Origin of the sequence: Geodermatophilus sp. DF01-2 (assembly GCF_004571065.1) — a bacterium.
Classification (GTDB): Bacteria; Actinomycetota; Actinomycetes; order Mycobacteriales; family Geodermatophilaceae; genus Geodermatophilus.
Genome location: NZ_SPQN01000007.1, coordinates 67539 through 82444 on the forward strand (window position 1 = coordinate 67539; position 14906 = coordinate 82444).

A 14906-nucleotide genomic window follows, 5' to 3' on the forward strand; every position below is an offset into this window, starting at 1 on the left:
GGTGGAGAGGGTGTTGCTCACGTGCGGTGCAACCGTCCCGGCGGCGCTCCCCATTCCCCACCGGCCCTCTCCAGGGCACCTCGTCCGTCCCGGGCTCCGTCCCTCTGCAGGGTCCCGTCGGCCCCGTCCCGGGTCCCTGCCCCGAGCCCGCGAGGGGTGGGGAGGACGGGGTCCTTGCACGAGCCGTGGGGGCAGGGGGTCCGCGACGAGGGGTGGGGGATGGGGTCCTCTGGCGAGCGGTGGGCAGGAGGGGGTCCTCATAGGCTCCGGTGCCGTGGCGGCGACCCCCGCGGTGCGGGCTCTCGAGCGGGCCCGGGTGGCCCACACTCTGCACCCGTACGACCCCGGGCACCCTGCCGGCCAGGGGCACGGCGAGGCCGCGGTGGCCGCGCTCGGCGCCGATCCCCGACAGGTGCTCAAGACCCTGGTGGCCCGGGTGGACGGCGTGCTCACCGTCGCCGTCGTCCCGGTCAGCGGCACCCTCGACCTCAAGGCGCTCGCCACGGCCACGGGCTGCCGCAAGGCGGCGATGGCCGACCCGGCCGACGCCGAGCGGGCGACCGGTTACGTGCTCGGCGGGATCAGCCCGCTGGGACAGCGCAGGGCGCTGCCGACCGTCGTCGACGAGTCGGCGCTGGGCTTCGCCACGGTCCTGGTCAGCGCCGGGCGGCGGGGCCTGCAGGTGGAGCTGGCCCCGGCCGACCTCGTGCGGCTCACCCGCGCCCGCACGGCCCCGATCGGCCGCTAGCGGAAGGACCTCTCGGCGGCCCCTCTGCAGCAGAAGGACCCCGTCCTCCCCACCCTTCGCAGGCTCAGGGCGGGACCCGGGACGGGGCCAGCGAGCGGAGGGCGGGGGGCAGAGGGGCCTTGTTCAGGAGCCGGGGGCCGCGTACGGGGTCAGCAGCTGGTCGACGGGCGCGTGGTCGTCGGTGAGCACCTCGGCGTCCCCGATGAACTCGGTCAGCTCCTCGCCCGCGGCCACCTGCCAGGTCAGGTCGTGGTCGCGCAGCGCCGCGCCGATCGCGTCGAGCGGGAGGGGCTGCTGCGAGGCGACGGCGACGACGTTGCCGCCGTCCTCCCCCGCGAGGACGGCGTCCGTGGCGAGCAGCGCCACGTGCGGGAAGACGGCGCGCAGCGTGGCCAGCTCGGCCCGGACGAAGGCCATCGGCGGGTGGTCGATGAGGTTGGCGACGTAGACTCCGTCGTCGGTGAGGGCCCGGTCGACCAGCTCCAGCGCCTCGACGGTGGTCAGCTGCCAGGGCACCGAAAGCCCGCCGAAGGCGTCGCCCACGACGAGGTCGCGTTGCCCGGGCGGCTCCTGCGCCAGCCCCACCCGCGCATCGGTCACCTCGACCTGCAGCAGCTCCGACTCGACGAGCCCCAGCTGCTCGCGGTCCATCTCGACGACCCCGGGGTCGACCTCGAGCACCAGGCTGGACGTGCCCGGCCGGACCGCGGCGAGGTAGCGCGGCACGGTCGCCCCGCCGCCGCCGAGGTGCAGGGCGGACAGGGGCTCGCCCTCAGGGGCCATCGCGTCGGTCACCGCGGCGATCGCCCGGACGTACTCGAACTCCAGGTACGTGGGGTCGGCCAGGTCGACGTAGGAGTGCCGCAGCGTGTCGAGCATCAGCACCCGGCCGGTCTCCCGCTCGGGGTCGGCCACCACCCGCGCGCAGTGGTAGGCGGTCTCGGCCTCGCAGCGACTCGGGGCGACCGCCGCCAGCAGCGTGCCGGCCACGGCCAGCAGGAGCAGCGCCGGAGGGACCCGCCCGACCCCGCCACCCGCCCGGCGGCGCAGCAGGACCCCGACCGCGACGCCGACGAGCACGGTGACCACCCCGGTGCCGACCAGGATGCCGCTGGTCGGGAACACCGCGACGAGCAGGAAGCCGGTGAGGAAGGTGGCCGCGATCCCGCCGAGGGTCCCGATGCCGGACAGCCGGCCGACCACCGAGCCGGTCTCGGCGAGGCTGGCCAGCTGCAGCTTGACCACCATCGGCGGCACGGCGGAGAGCAGCGCCGCGGGGACGACGACGGCGACCGCGGCGAGCAGCAGCACACTGCCGGCGTCGGCGCCGGTCAGCAGCGCCCCGGCGAAGCGCACCAACGGCAGGACGGCGACGACGAGCGCGCCGCCGGCGACCATCAGCGGCGCGATCAGCCGGCGGGGGTCGGTGCGGTCGGCCAGCGCGCCGCCCATCCACGCCCCCACCGCGATCGCGGCCAGCGCGAAGCCGATCACGGCGGTGTTGGTCTGCAGGGTGACGCCGACGTAGGGAGCGATCAACCGTAGCCCGGCGATCTCCATCACCAGCACGGCGCCGGAGGTCAGGAAGGTGACGACGACGGCCACCCAGTCGGGCAGCGCGGTGGAGCGGACCCGGTCCTCGGCGGCGGAGAGGGCCTCCTCGGTGCCGGCCACCTCAGAAGAGCGCGGGCTGGTCGGCCGGCGGGCTGACCGACTCCGCGCGGGCCACCAGCTCCGGACCGTTGTTGGCCACGTTGTTCACCGCGGCGCCCACCGGTCGCAGCTCCAGCCCCTCCACCAGTTCCGGCGGGGTGGGTGCGGCCAGCGCCTCGACGTCCTCCCGGGCCGGGTCGAGCCACTCCCCCCAGCGTTCCGGCGGCAGCACCAACGGCATCCGCTCGTGGATCTCGGTGAGCGCGCCGACGGCGGGGGCGGTCACCACGGTGCAGGTGTAGAAACGGTCCTCCCCGCTCCCCCACACCTCCCACAGGCCGGCGAAGGCGAGCACCGAGCCGTCCTCGGGGGTGATGAAGTACGGCTGCTTGCCCGGCCCGTCGAGCCGCTTGGCCCACTCGTACCAGCCGTCGGCGGGGACCAGGCAGCGCCGCGACCGCGCCGCGGAGCGGAACGCCGGCTTGTCTGCCAGCGACTCGACGCGCGCGTTGAGCATCCGGTTGCCCACCGAGACGTCCTTGGCCCAGGAGGGCACCAGGCCCCAACGGACGACGCGCAGCTCCCGGTGCCCCTCACCGGTGGGGCGCCCCTCGGGGTCGCGCTCCTTCTTCCAGCGCACGACGTGCACGTCCTTGGTCGGCGCGACGTTGTGGTCGGCCGGCAGTGCCGGTTGCCCCTCGGCCCGGACGGCCTCGAACTCCAGGACGAGGTCCTCCGGACGGCGGCTGGCGGCGTAGCGGCCACACACGGTGGTACCTCCAGGTCGGGCCGACGGATGCGGTCACCCGCGACTGTAGGCCGGGACGGCGACGGTTCCCGGCGGATAGGAGCGGGCAGGCAGGGGGTTCGACGTCCCGCCGCCGAGAGACGAGGATCACCCCGTGACCGCGACCCAGCACCCACCGACCGAGCACCCGAAGACCGCCAGCGACGCCGCGGAGCGCCGCTACGCCACGGTCAACCCGTACACCGGGGAGACCGAGAAGGAGTTCCCCTTCACCCCCACCGAGGAGATCGACGGGATCATCGGGCGGGCCCACTCCGCCTACCAGGAGTGGCGCGCCCGCCCGGTCGAGGAGCGTGCCGCCGTCGTGCGGTGCGCCGCCGAGCTCATGGACGAACGCCGCGACGACCTCGCCGCCCTCATCACCACCGAGATGGGCAAGCGCCGCGAGGAGGCCACCGGCGAGCTGTACCTCTGCTCGATGATCCTCAAGTACTACGCCGACAACGGCCCCGACTTCCTCGAACCGACGTCCATCCAGCCGCTGATGGGCAAGGGCGAGGCGGTCGTCGAGACCCGGCCGATCGGCGTGCTGCTGGCGATCGAGCCGTGGAACTACCCCTTCTACCAGGTGGTCCGCGTGGCTGGCCCGAACCTGGTGCTGGGCAACACCGTCATCCTGAAGCACGCGGAGATCACCCCGCAGTGCGCCGTGGCCATCGAGCAGCTGTTCACCGACGCCGGTGCGCCCGAGGGCGTCTTCACCAACACGTTCCTGCGCATCGCCGACGTCGAGCAGGTCATCGCCGACCCGCGCATCCAGGGCGTGACCCTGACCGGCAGCGAGCGCGCCGGCAGCGCGGTCGGCGCCCTGGCCGGCAAGCACCTCAAGAAGTCGGTGCTGGAGCTGGGCGGCAGCGACCCGTTCATCGTCCTCGACGCCGAGGACATGCCCGCCACGATCAAGGCCGCGACGATGGGCCGGATGCAGAACACCGGCCAGGCCTGCACCGCGTCGAAGCGGCTGATCGTCACCGAGGAGCTCTACGAGCCCTTCGTCGCCGGCCTCAAGCAGGCGTTCTCCACCTTCTCCCCCGGCGATCCGGCCGATCCGTCGACGTCGCTGGCCCCGCTGTCGAGCGAGCGGGCCGCGCAGGACCTGCACGCGCAGATCCAGGACGCCGTCGACAAGGGCGCCACGGTGGTCACCGGCGGGAGGCGCCCCGACCAGCCGGGCGCGTTCGTCGAGGCGACGATCCTCACCGACGTCACCCCGGAGATGCGGGCGTTCCGCGAGGAGCTGTTCGGCCCCGCGGCCGTCGTCTACAAGGTGAAGGACGCCGAGGAGGCCGTCGCGCTGGCCAACGACAGCGACTTCGGCCTCGGCGCCACGGTCATGAGCAGCGACGTGGACCGCGCGCGCTCGGTGGCCGAGCGGCTCGAGGCCGGGATGGTCTGGATCAACCAGCCCACCGGCTCCTCGCCCGAGCTGCCCTTCGGCGGCGTGAAGCGATCCGGTTACGGCCGCGAGCTCTCCGAGCTGGCCATGTTCGAGTTCGCCAACCGGCGGCTGGTCCGCACCGTTCCGGTGAAGAAGGCGGACAAGCCGGCCGGCGGCTGAGCGTGCGCGCGGTGCGGCGTCCCGGACCCGGCAGGATGGTGCTGTGACAGAGGTCTGGGTGACGCCGCACCGCGCCGCGCCGGTGGACGCCGTCGTGGCCCTGCCCGGGTCGAAGTCGCTGACCGCCCGGGCGCTGGTCCTGGCCGCGCTCGCCGACGGCCCGAGCCGGCTGGTCCGGCCGCTGCGCGCGCGGGACACCGAGCTGATGGCCGCCGCGCTGCGGGCCCTGGGGGTGCCGGTCGAGGACGACGGCACCGACTGGCTGGTCACCCCGGGTCCGCTGGGCGGCCCCGCCGAGGTCGACGCCGGCCTGGCCGGCACCGTGCTGCGCTTCCTCCCGCCGGTCGCCGCGCTGGCCACCGGCCCGGTGCGGGTGGACGGCGACCCGCGGCTGCACGAGCGCCCGAACGCCGGGCTGATCGCGGCGCTGCGCGACCTCGGCGTGCGGGTGGACGACGACGGCCGCGGCCGGGCGCCGTTCACCGTGCACGGCGCCGGCCGGGTGCCCGGCGGTGCGGTGACCGTGGACGCGAGCGAGTCCTCGCAGATCGTCTCCGGGCTGCTGCTGGCGGCGACCCGCTTCGACGAGGGGGTCGACCTCTCCCTCGCCGGCGGCCTCCCGTCGATGCCGCACGTGGAGATGACCGTCGAGTCGCTGCGCGAGCGGGGCGTCGACGTCGTCCCCACCGAACGGGGCTGGCGGGTCGCCCCCGGCTCCGTCGCGGCGCGCGACGAGGTGCTCGAGCCGGACCTGTCCAACGCGGCGCCCTTCCTCGCGGCGGCGCTGTTGACCGGCGGGCGGGTGACGGTCCGGGACTGGCCCGCGGAGACGACGCAGCCCGGCGGCCGGCTGGACGCGCTGCTGGGGGCGATGGGTGCGTCGGTGCAGCGGGTGGACGGCGGGCTGCAGGTGACCGGGTCCGGGACGGTCCGGCCGCTGATCGCCGACCTCGGCGAGGTGGGGGAGCTGACGCCGGTGCTGGCCGCGCTGTGCGCGCTGGCCGACGGGACCTCCCGGCTGACCGGCGTCGGCCACCTGCGCGGCCACGAGACCGACCGGCTGCAGGCCCTCGACGAGGTGCTCACCGCGGTCGGCGCGACGGTCGAGCAGCTGCCGGACGGCCTGGTGATCACGCCGGGAGCGCTCCACCCGGCTCGGCTGGACTCCTACGCCGACCACCGCATGGTGCACGCCGCCGCCGTCCTCGGCCTGGCCGTCGAGGGCGTCGCGGTGACCGACCCGGGCGCGGTGAGCAAGACGCTGCCGGACTTCGTCGAGCGGTGGAACGCGATGCTGGGGGTCGAGCGCTGAGCCCCCGCCGGCACGACGAGCGGTCGGACGAGGACGACGTCCGGGTCCGGCCCAGCCGGCGCGGATCCCGGCCGCGCACCCGCACCCGCCCCAGCCACTCCGACGCCGTCCCCGGGTTGGTCGTCGCCGTCGACCGCGGCCGGATGACGGTCCGCGTCGAGGGCCCCGACGGGACGCCGGTCGAGGTGACCGCCATGCGCGCCCGGGAACTCGGCCGGCACGGGGTGGTCGTCGGCGACCGGGTGCGCCTGGTCGGCGACACCAGCGGCCGGCCGGACACCCTCGCCCGCATCGTGGTCATCGAGGAGCGGGCGACGTCGCTGCGCCGCACCGCCGACGACACCGACCCGACCGAGCGGGTCGTGGTGGCCAACGCCGACCAGCTGGTGATCGTCACCGCGGTCGCCGACCCCGAGCCGGCGCTGGGCTTCCTCGACCGCTGCGTGGTCGCCGCCTACGCCGGGGGGCTGGAGCCGCTGCTCTGCCTCACCAAGACCGACCTGGCCAGCCCGCAGCCACTGCTCGACCGCTACGCGGGCCTGGACGTCGACGCCGTCCCCATGTCGCGCGAGACCCCGCTCGACGACCTGCTGGCCCGGCTGGACGGGCGGATGAGCGTGCTGGTCGGACAGTCCGGGGTCGGCAAGTCGACCCTGGTCAACCGGCTGGTGCCCGAGGCCGACCGGGCCACCGGCGAGGTGACGAAGGTCGGCAAGGGCCGGCACACGTCGTCCTCGGCGGTGCTCCTGGAGCTGCCCGGCGGTGGCACCGTCGTCGACACGCCGGGCATCCGCTCGTTCGGCCTGGCGCACGTCACCGCCGAGGACGTCGTCGCCGCCTTCGACGACGTCGCGGAGGCCGCCGTCGACTGCCCGCCCGGCTGCGGTCACACGGCCGAGGATCCGGACTGCGCGCTGGACGCCTGGGCCGACGCCGGCCCTCCGGCCCGCCGGGAGCGGCTGGCGAGCCTGCGCCGGCTGTTGGTCGCCGTCGGCCAGTAGAAGGACCCTCCTGCCCCCCACCGCTCGCACGCTCGCGGCGGGACCCTGCAGGAGGGCCACTCACGGAGGTCACCATGGACCAGCAAGTGCATTTCACCACCCTCGCCACCGCCGACCTCGACGCCGCCCGCCGGTTCTACGTCGAGGGCCTGGGCTGGCGGCCGCTGCTCGACGTCCCCGGCGAGATCATCTTCTTCCAGGTCGCGCCGGGCACGGTGCTGGCCTTCTTCGAGACGGCGAGGTTCGCCCAGGACCTCGGCACCGGCGTGGAGCGGCCAGCCGTCTCCGGCGTGACGCTGGCGCACAACGTGGCCGACCGGGACGCCGTCCGCGCGGTCGCCGAGGCCATGACCGCGGCCGGGGGCACGGTGCTCACCGCGCCGGAGGAGGGCGCCTTCGGCGGGGTGTTCCACGCGCTGGTGGCCGACCCGAACGGCGTGGTCTGGGAGGTCGCGCACAACCCCGGCTGGTCGGTCGACGCCGACGGCACCGTCCGGCTCGGCTAGGAGCCGAACAGCGCGCCGGCCATCGGCTCGTCCACCGCCTCGATCCGCAGGTCGTGGCCGGTCCCCAGCGTCTCCGGGGCGTCGGCGAGCACGCAGACGCCGGTCTGCACGTCCAGCCGGATCCGCTGCACCCGGGGGTACGGCCCGCGGGCCTGCCCGTACTCGCGCGCGTCGACCTCCGGGGAGCGCAGCAGCGGACAGCACCCGCAGCGGGGCTCGTAGCGCGGCGTCGTCCGGACGTGCGCCTCCCAGGCCGGCCGTCCGCCGTGCTCGACCTCGGTGACGGCGTCGACCTCCAGGCCCGGCGAGCCGGCGTCCTCGCCGGTGTCGGGGTCACGACCGTCGGCCAGCTCCACCGGGTCGAGCATCGCGACCCAGTCGTAGCTCTGGTACATCGGTGCGTCATAGGAGAGCCGCTCAGGGCGGACCGCCGCCAGGCCGTCGGGACGCCACACGGGTGCCGGGCCGTCGGCCGGCCACGGGTACGTGACCGTGCGGCTGCCGTCGGGGCCGAACAGGGCGACCTGCGTGCGGGGCTCGTCGACGAGCTGGAGCAGCCGGCCGTCGAGGGTCTCGACCCGGAGCCGGTCCGGGCGGCGCAGCCAGGCCCGGACCGGCTCGGTGCCCCGGTCAGCGAGATGCGGCCCGTGGCGGTCGCCGGCCGTGTCGAGACGACCGTCGTCCGCATCTCGGTGGCAGACCACTGCGTCCTACACGTCGACCCAGCCGCCGCTGCGCCAGTAGAGCCCGGCCTCGCGGCTGAGCAGACCCTCGTCGACCAGGTACCGGCGCAGCGCGGCGGTGTCGGGATGCCAGACCGCCAGCAGCGCGTTGACCTCCCGCTCCGGATAGCGGACGCCGGCGTCGAAGACGCGCACCAGGTGCTCGAGGACGACCCGCCGTTTGCTGTGCTGGGCCGGGATGGAGACCAGCCGGCCGTCGCGGACGAACGCCGACAGGACGGCGTCCTCGGCCGGGTCGGCGGACAGCGGCTCCGGCGGCGGGGCGGCCTCGGCGGCGGCGCGGGCCGCGGCGCCGAAGCGGTCGGTCAGCAGCTCGAGCTCGTGCCGGTCGCGGCGCACCAGCCCGGCGCGGGCCAGTCGCCGCGCGGCCAGGACGACGTCCTTGACCGGCAGGCCGGTGGCCTCGGCCACCTCCTCGAGCGTGCCGGCGCCCAGGGCGAGGGCGGCGACGACCCTGAGGCGGACCGGGTCGGCCAGCAGCCCGGCGATCGTCGCGGCGTGCACTCCCCGACCGTATCCGCGCATCCCCGGCGCCGGTCGCGGGTAGCCCGGGGTCATGGTGAGCCCCATCGACATCCAGAAGGCCCTCTCCGGCATGGACTACCCGGCGAGCAAGGCGGACATCGTCAAGCACGCCGAGGACAACGGCGGCGACAAGGAGGTGCTCGACGCGTTGAAGAAGATCGACGACCGGGAGTACGAGGGCCCCAGCGGGGTCAGTGCCGCGGTCTTCGACTGATCGCCAGTAGGTTCGGTGCCCATGACACCGGGCCGGGACTACACGGGGGACATGCACCTGGCGCACGTGCTGGCCGACCAGGCGGACTCGATCAGCCTCGACCGGTTCCGTGCGCTGGACCTCCAGGTCGACACGAAGCCGGACCTCACGCCGGTCACCGACGCCGACCGCGCCGTGGAGGAGCAGCTGCGGATCACGCTGGCCCGCGCGCGGACCCGCGACGCGGTGCTCGGCGAGGAGCTGGGCATGACCGGCCACGGTCCGCGGCGCTGGGTGCTCGACCCGATCGACGGGACGAAGAACTTCGTGCGGGGCGTGCCCGTCTGGGCCACCCTCATCGCGCTGTTCGACGGGGACGAGCCGGTCGTCGGGCTGGTCTCGGCCCCGGCGCTCAACCGCCGCTGGTGGGCGGCCAAGGGCGTCGGCGCCTGGACCGGCCGGCGGCTGGAGTCGGCCACCCGGTGCACGGTGTCGAAGGTCGGTGAGCTGGCCGACGCGAGCCTGTCCTACTCCAGCCTGTCCGGGTGGGAGGAGCGCGGGCTGCTCGACGGCTTCCTCGACCTCACCCGGGCGGCGTGGCGCACCCGCGCCTACGGCGACTTCTGGAGCTACGTGCTGCTGGCCGAGGGGGCGGTGGACGTCGCCTGCGAGCCCGAGGTCTCGGTGTGGGACCTCGCCGCCCTCGACGTCATCGTTCGCGAGGCCGGCGGCGCGTTCACCGACCTCACCGGCGCCCCGGGCCCGGCCGGTGGCAGCGCGCTGGCCAGCAACGGCCTGCTGCACGACGCCGCCCTCGGCCGGCTGCGTCCACCCGCTCCGGCCTGACGAGGGCCTCCTCCTGCACTGTGCTCCTCCGGGCGGCCGTTCTCCCCTCTCGTGCTGGTCACCGCGGCGGTCGCGGAGCTCGTTCCGCGTCCCAGCGATCCCGCGCGGCTCTCAGCTCCGACGCCGACCGGGGCTCGACCAGCCGGGCGGGCTCCTGCCACGCCGGGACCTCGGCGCCGGTCCCGCGGGCGGCCAGCAGCGCGGCGCCGACCGCCGAGGCGCTGCGGATCGGCAGGAACCGCACCGGGGTGGCCAGCACGTCGGCGAGCAGTTGCTGGACGACGACCGGGCGACCGCCGCCCCCGGTGAGCACGACCGGCCCCGACCCCTCGAGCAGCTCAGCCGCGGCCCCGACCGCGAAGACGACGCCCTCCACCGCGGCACGGGCCAGCTCGGCGCGGGTCGTGCCCGCGGACAGGCCGGTCCAGCCGCCGCGGTCGTCGGGGCCCGCGACGCCTCCGCGCTCGCCGGTGAGGAAGGGCCGGAAGACCACTCCCCCGGCGCCGGGCGGGGTGCCCGCCGCGGCGTCGAAGAGCTCCGCGGGCGTCATCCCCAGCACGCCGCACACCCACGACCACGCCAGGCCGCCGTTCTGCAGCGCGGCCATCGCGTACCAGCCGCCCGCGACGTCGGCGTAGCCGTGCACGGGCGGGTCGTCGGCCGGCGCCGGCGTCCACCCGGGCCGCAGCACCTGCGCGCCGGTGCCGAGGTTGACCTGCCGACCGGTCGTCGTCCCGGCCGCGAGCAGGGCCAGCGGGGTGTCCGCGCCGCCCACCACCACCGGCACGTCGCCGAGCGGCAGCGCCGCGGTGCCCACGACCTCGGCCGAGGGTCGCACGGTGGGCAGCTGGGCCGGGTCGACGCCGGCCGCGGCGGTCGCGGCCGGGGACCAGGTGTCGGCGACGACGTCCCACAGCAGCGTGGCCGAGGCGTCGCTGCGGTCGGTGACCCGCGGGTCGGCGTCCGGAACCAGCCGGGCGCGCAACGCGTCCTTGGGCAGCAGCACCGCCGCCGCCCGCCGGACCGGGTCGGGGTCGTGCGCGGCCAGCCAGGCCAGCACCGGCCCGGTCATGCCGGGCACCAGCGGGTTCGCCAGCGCCGCGCGGTCGCCGTCCGGCAGTGCCCGCCACCGCTCGACCTCGGTGGCGGCACGGGAGTCCGGCCAGAGCACCGCGGGCGCCAGTGGGCTGCCCGCGGCGTCGACCAGCACGGTGCCGTGCATCTGCCCGGAGAGACCGAGCCCGGCGACCCGACGGCCGGCCAGCGCCGGAGTCACCTGGGCGACGGCGTCGTCGAACGCGGCCTGCCACACTTCCGGGTCGGTCTGGGCCCAGCCGGGCCGCGGGCGGTCGACGCCGTAGCCGGCCTCCCCCTCGGCCAGCACGGCGCCGGAGGCACCGAGCGCGACCAGCTTCAGCCCGCTCGTGCCGACGTCGGCACCGAGCAGGACGTCGGTCACCGCGGCCGATGCGGGCCGCCGCTGCGGCCGTTGCGGTCGGCCAGCAGGCCGCCGAGGGTGCTCAGCGCGATCTCGGCGGGCGTCCGCGAGCCGATGTCCAGCCCGACCGGCCGGTGCACGCGCGCCACCTCCTCCGGCGGCACGCCGAGCGCGGCGAGCGCCGCCACGTGCGGGCCCTCGTGCCGCGGGTTGCCCATCACACCGACCCAGCGCACCGGTCGGGCCAGCGCGTCGCGCAGCACCTCGCCCAGCTCCGATCGGTGGTGGTCGGTGACGACGACGTCGGCGTCGGCGAGGTCGTCCAGGTCGGCGAAGCCGGTCACATCGGCCCCGCGGGCGGCGTCGGGGTCCAGCAGCACCGCGCGGAAGCCCAGCTCGGGCGCCCAGCGCACCAGCACGTCGGCGACCGGTGACGTGAAGACGGCGACCAGCACCCGGTCGGCCGTCTCGGGTACGAGAGAACCGTGCGCCACTCCGCAGTTCGGGTCGGCGGCAGTGCCCCTCGGCTCGACTCCGCCCTCGTTCCGCTCCTCGGTCGCTGGCGCTCCCTGCGATGCTCGCTCGGTCGTCGTCATCGCGGCGCCGCCTTCTCCGGGCTGTCCCCGTACGCGTAGGAGCTGTCGACGTAGCGCCCGCCCACCGCAGCCCCCGGCGGAGCGATCCGCGAGAGGCGCGCGAGGTCGGCGTCCGACAACTGCACGGCGACGGCGCCGACGTTCTCCTCGAGGTGGCTGCGCCGCTTGGTGCCGGGGATGGGCACGACGTCGTCCCCCTGGGCGAGCACCCAGGCCAGCGCCAGCTGGCCCGGGGTGCAGCCCTTCTCCCCGGCCATCTCCCGGACGGCGTCGACCAGCCGCAGGTTGGCCGCGAACGCCTCCCCGGTGAAGCGCGGGTGGCCGCGACGCCAGTCGTCCTCGGCGAAGTCCTCCGGGCTCCGGATGGCGCCGGTGAGGAAGCCGCGGCCCAGGGGGCTGAACGGCACGATGCCGATGCCGTGCTCGCGGGCGACGCCCAGCACCTCGCTCTCGAGGTCACGCGTCCACAGCGACCACTCGCTCTGCAGCGCCGCGATCGGGTGGACGGCGACGGCGCGGCGGATCGATGCGGCGCTGGCCTCCGACAGCCCGAGGTGGCGGACCGTGCCCTCCTGCACCAGCCCGGCCATCGCGCCGACGGTGTCCTCGATCGGCACCCGCGGGTCGACCCGGTGCTGGTAGTACAGGTCGATCACCTCGACCCCGAGCCGGCGCAGGCTGGCCTCGGCGCAGGCGCGCACGTTCTCCGGGCGGCCGTCGATGACCACGCCGCCGTCCCGACGGGACAGCGAGAACTTGGTGGCCAGCACCACCTCGTCCCGCCGCCCGGCGATCGCCTGCCCCACCAGCTCCTCGTTGTGCCCGTCGCCGTAGACGTCGGAGGTGTCGAGGAAGGTGACGCCCGAGTCGAGCGCCCGGTGGATGGTCGCGAGGGACTCGTCGCGGTCGGCGGCGCCGTACATCTGGCTCATCCCCATGCAGCCGAGGCCGAGGGTGGAGACGACCAGGCCGTCGCGGCCGAGCGTGCGGATGCCGACAGGTGGGGTCGAGGTCACCGGGGCATCCTCGCCCCGGCGCTCAGCGGCGCGCCAGGCGGTCGATGCGCGCGACCTCGTCATCGCTGAGCGAGAAGCCGAAGACGGCCAGGTTGGCCCGGATCCGCTCCGGGGTGACCGACTTGGGGATGACGACGACGCCGTGCTCCACGTGCCAGCGCAGCACCACCTGCGCCGGGGGGACGCCGTGCGTGTCGGCGACCTCGCGGAGGACCGGGTCGGAGAGGTCGGTGTTCTTGAACGGGCTGTAGCCCTCGAGGACGACGTCGCGCTCCCGGTGCCCGGCCTCGACACCGGCGTCGTACCGCGACGGCGCCCAGCTGACCTGGTTGACCTGCGGCGTCACGCCGGTCGCCTGCGTCAGCCGGTCGACCTGCTCCAGCGAGTAGTTGCTGACCCCGATCGCCCGGGCCCGGCCGTCCTCCCGGGCGGCGACGAAGCGCTCCCACACGTCCTCACCGGCTCCTCCGGGCGGCCAGTGGACCAGCCACAGGTCGACGGCGTCGAGTCCCAGCGCGTCGAGCGACGCCGACAGCGTCGCGTCGGCGCGGCCGGCGTCCCGTGGGGGCAGCTTGGTGGTCACGAAGATCTCGTCCCGGTCGACGCCGGAGTCGCGCAGAGCCCGCCCGACCTCGGCCTCGTTGCCGTACATGGTGGCCGTGTCGACATGCCGGTAGCCCGCCTCGAGGGCGTACCGGACGGCGTCGTAGCACTGTCTGCCGGTGATCTGCCAGGTCCCGAAGCCGACCATCGGCATCTCGGTGCTCCCGGCGAGCCGCACGGTGGGCGCGAGGTTCTCGGTCATGGCGGTTGCCTGCCCGCGCCGGCTGCCCTGGACACCCCGATCGCCGGTCCGCGATTGCCGTCCGGCCTCGTCGGGTAGCCGAGCGCGGCCGGCAGTTTCCCCCTCCAGCCGAGCCCGTGCCGGCGGCATCCGACGACCACGTCGGCCGCGACCCGCAGCACGGCAGTCCGGCTCACGCCGTGTCGACCGACCCGGGAGGAACCCATGACCTCGACCGCCAGTCCCGGCCTCCGGCGGACCGCCCGTCTCCTCGGCCTGGCCAGCACGGGCCTCGGCGTGGCGATGCTGCGCGATCCGGAGGGCGTGGCGCGGGTCGCCGGGGTCGACGACTCCGACACCGCCGTCCCGGTGATCACCGTGGTCGGCGCCCGCGAGCTGGTGCACGCGGCCGGGCTGCTGGCCGGGCGCCCCGGCTGGGCGTGGACCCGCGTCGCCGGTGATGCCATGGACCTCATCGCGATGGGTCGCGCGCTGGCCGACCGTCGCGGTGACCGGTACCGCCGGCTGCGCACCGCCACGGTCGCGGTCGGCGTGCTCGCGCTGGTGGACCTGGGAACCGCGCTGCGCTCGTCGCGGTCCCGCGACGAGGGGCCGGCCACCGACCTTCCGCCGACCGCGCCGTGGAAGAGGGCGATCGCGGTGTCGGCCGCGACGACGGTCAACAAGCCGCCGGCGGAGGTCTACCGCTACTGGCGGAACCTGGAGAACCTGCCGACGTTCATGGCGCACGTCCGCGAGATCCGCACACCCGATGGCGGACGGCGGTCGCACTGGGTCGCCGAGGCACCCGGTCGGCGGACGGTCGAGTGGGACGCCGAGGTCGTCGAGGATCGTCCCGACCGGCTGATCCGCTGGCGTTCGACCGGGGACGCCGACATCGAGAACACGGGGTCGGTGGAGTTCGTCGCCGCCCCCGGCGGCCGGGGTACCGAGGTGCGGGTGCACCTGGCGTACGCCCAGCCGGCCGGCCGGCTGGGCAAGGTCGTCGCCACGCTGTTCGGCGAGGACCCCGGACAACAGGTCCGCGACGACCTCAGCCGGTTCAAGCAGGTGCTCGAGACCGGCCAGGTGGTCCGGTCCGAGGGCTCACCCGAGGGCCCGTTCGCCCGCCGGCTGCTCACCCAGCGACCGGCCCACCCGCGCCCCTGACCCGCTCCC

Annotated in this window: 16 protein-coding genes; 8 read left to right on the forward strand and 8 right to left on the reverse strand. The window is 75.4% G+C overall.

The genetic code is table 11. The features are described from left to right. The first annotated feature begins 274 nt into the window (after positions 1-274). Positions 275-748, forward strand: coding sequence for a Cys-tRNA(Pro) deacylase (ybaK, locus tag E4P41_RS04125; protein ID WP_135139601.1), 474 nt, complete (start codon positions 275-277; stop codon positions 746-748). A gap of 123 nt (positions 749-871) precedes the next feature. Here ybaK and E4P41_RS04130 read toward each other — a convergent pair whose 3' ends face one another. Beyond that, entirely contained in the window at positions 872-2422 is a 1551-nt protein-coding gene (locus E4P41_RS04130) for a fused MFS/spermidine synthase (RefSeq protein ID WP_135139602.1), read from the reverse strand. Position 2423: 1 nt separating this feature from the next. Beyond that, positions 2424-3170, reverse strand: coding sequence for an SOS response-associated peptidase (locus E4P41_RS04135; RefSeq protein ID WP_135139603.1), 747 nt, complete (start codon positions 3168-3170; stop codon positions 2424-2426). A 133-nt stretch (positions 3171-3303) separates the two neighbouring features. On the opposite strand from E4P41_RS04135, the gene E4P41_RS04140 reads away from it, so the two are divergent. From E4P41_RS04140 to E4P41_RS04155, 4 genes are all read left to right on the forward strand, one after another. Next, positions 3304-4767, forward strand: coding sequence for an NAD-dependent succinate-semialdehyde dehydrogenase (locus E4P41_RS04140; RefSeq protein WP_135139604.1), 1464 nt, complete (start codon positions 3304-3306; stop codon positions 4765-4767). Between the two features lie 43 nt (positions 4768-4810). Further along, positions 4811-6079: a 3-phosphoshikimate 1-carboxyvinyltransferase gene (gene aroA, locus E4P41_RS04145; RefSeq protein WP_135139605.1), complete on the forward strand. Its 1269-nt coding sequence runs from the start codon at positions 4811-4813 to the stop codon at positions 6077-6079. Further along, entirely contained in the window at positions 6049-7080 is a 1032-nt protein-coding gene (gene rsgA / locus E4P41_RS04150; protein WP_135139606.1) for a ribosome small subunit-dependent GTPase A, read from the forward strand. Before aroA ends, rsgA begins: the two co-directional genes overlap by 31 nt. Positions 7081-7154: 74 nt before the next feature. Continuing rightward, a complete protein-coding gene (locus E4P41_RS04155) occupies positions 7155-7586 on the forward strand; it encodes a VOC family protein (RefSeq protein WP_135139607.1) in 432 nt (143 codons plus the stop codon). Here E4P41_RS04155 and E4P41_RS04160 read toward each other — a convergent pair. Both E4P41_RS04160 and E4P41_RS04165 read right to left on the reverse strand, forming a co-directional pair. Continuing rightward, positions 7583-8290 carry a hypothetical protein gene (locus tag E4P41_RS04160; RefSeq protein WP_135139608.1) on the reverse strand — a complete coding sequence of 236 codons (708 nt, stop codon included), beginning with the start codon at positions 8288-8290 and terminating at the stop codon, positions 7583-7585. The two genes, E4P41_RS04155 and E4P41_RS04160, sit on opposite strands and share 4 nt — an antisense overlap. A 6-nt stretch (positions 8291-8296) precedes the next feature. Continuing rightward, complete coding sequence (locus E4P41_RS04165) at positions 8297-8833, reverse strand: DUF2087 domain-containing protein (protein WP_135139609.1); 537 nt, start codon at positions 8831-8833, stop codon at positions 8297-8299. Positions 8834-8885: 52 nt separating this feature from the next. Here E4P41_RS04165 and E4P41_RS04170 point away from each other — a divergent pair, with 52 nt between their 5' ends. Then, on the forward strand, positions 8886-9068 hold the full coding sequence (locus E4P41_RS04170) for a DUF2795 domain-containing protein (protein WP_135139610.1): 183 nt from the start codon (positions 8886-8888) through the stop codon (positions 9066-9068). Positions 9069-9089: 21 nt separating this feature from the next. Next, positions 9090-9893 (forward strand): histidinol-phosphatase, encoded by an 804-nt coding sequence (hisN, locus tag E4P41_RS04175; protein WP_135139611.1) that lies wholly within the window; start codon positions 9090-9092, stop codon positions 9891-9893. Between the two features lie 58 nt (positions 9894-9951). On the opposite strand, the gene E4P41_RS04180 is transcribed toward hisN, so the two are convergent. The 4 genes from E4P41_RS04180 to E4P41_RS04195 are packed head-to-tail and all read right to left on the reverse strand — an operon-like array spanning position 9952 to position 13748. Then, a complete protein-coding gene (locus tag E4P41_RS04180; protein WP_135139612.1) occupies positions 9952-11352 on the reverse strand; it encodes an FGGY family carbohydrate kinase in 1401 nt (466 codons plus the stop codon). Then, a complete protein-coding gene (locus tag E4P41_RS04185; protein ID WP_135139613.1) occupies positions 11349-11927 on the reverse strand; it encodes an XdhC family protein in 579 nt (192 codons plus the stop codon). The genes E4P41_RS04180 and E4P41_RS04185 overlap by 4 nt, the downstream gene beginning before the upstream one ends. Next, positions 11924-12943 carry an aldo/keto reductase gene (locus tag E4P41_RS04190; protein WP_245177092.1) on the reverse strand — a complete coding sequence of 340 codons (1020 nt, stop codon included), beginning with the start codon at positions 12941-12943 and terminating at the stop codon, positions 11924-11926. Before E4P41_RS04190 ends, E4P41_RS04185 begins: the two co-directional genes overlap by 4 nt. 22 nt (positions 12944-12965) lie before the next feature. After that, the gene (locus tag E4P41_RS04195) at positions 12966-13748 is read right to left on the reverse strand and encodes an aldo/keto reductase (protein ID WP_135139615.1); all 783 of its coding nucleotides are present in this window, start codon (positions 13746-13748) and stop codon (positions 12966-12968) included. Positions 13749-13952: 204 nt separating this feature from the next. Between E4P41_RS04195 and E4P41_RS04200 the strand changes: the two genes are divergently transcribed. Beyond that, positions 13953-14897 carry an SRPBCC family protein gene (locus tag E4P41_RS04200; RefSeq protein ID WP_135139616.1) on the forward strand — a complete coding sequence of 315 codons (945 nt, stop codon included), beginning with the start codon at positions 13953-13955 and terminating at the stop codon, positions 14895-14897. Positions 14898-14906 lie beyond the last annotated feature (9 nt).

Coding starts and splice junctions, on each gene's coding strand:
- E4P41_RS04195 (WP_135139615.1), bottom strand. CDS start 13,748: ATGACCGAGAACCTCGCGCCCACCGTGCGGCTCGCCGGGAGCACCGAG.
- E4P41_RS04170 (WP_135139610.1), top strand. CDS start 8,886: ATGGTGAGCCCCATCGACATCCAGAAGGCCCTCTCCGGCATGGACTAC.
- hisN (WP_135139611.1), top strand. CDS start 9,090: ATGACACCGGGCCGGGACTACACGGGGGACATGCACCTGGCGCACGTG.
- E4P41_RS04185 (WP_135139613.1), bottom strand. CDS start 11,927: ATGACGACGACCGAGCGAGCATCGCAGGGAGCGCCAGCGACCGAGGAG.
- E4P41_RS04200 (WP_135139616.1), top strand. CDS start 13,953: ATGACCTCGACCGCCAGTCCCGGCCTCCGGCGGACCGCCCGTCTCCTC.
- E4P41_RS04155 (WP_135139607.1), top strand. CDS start 7,155: ATGGACCAGCAAGTGCATTTCACCACCCTCGCCACCGCCGACCTCGAC.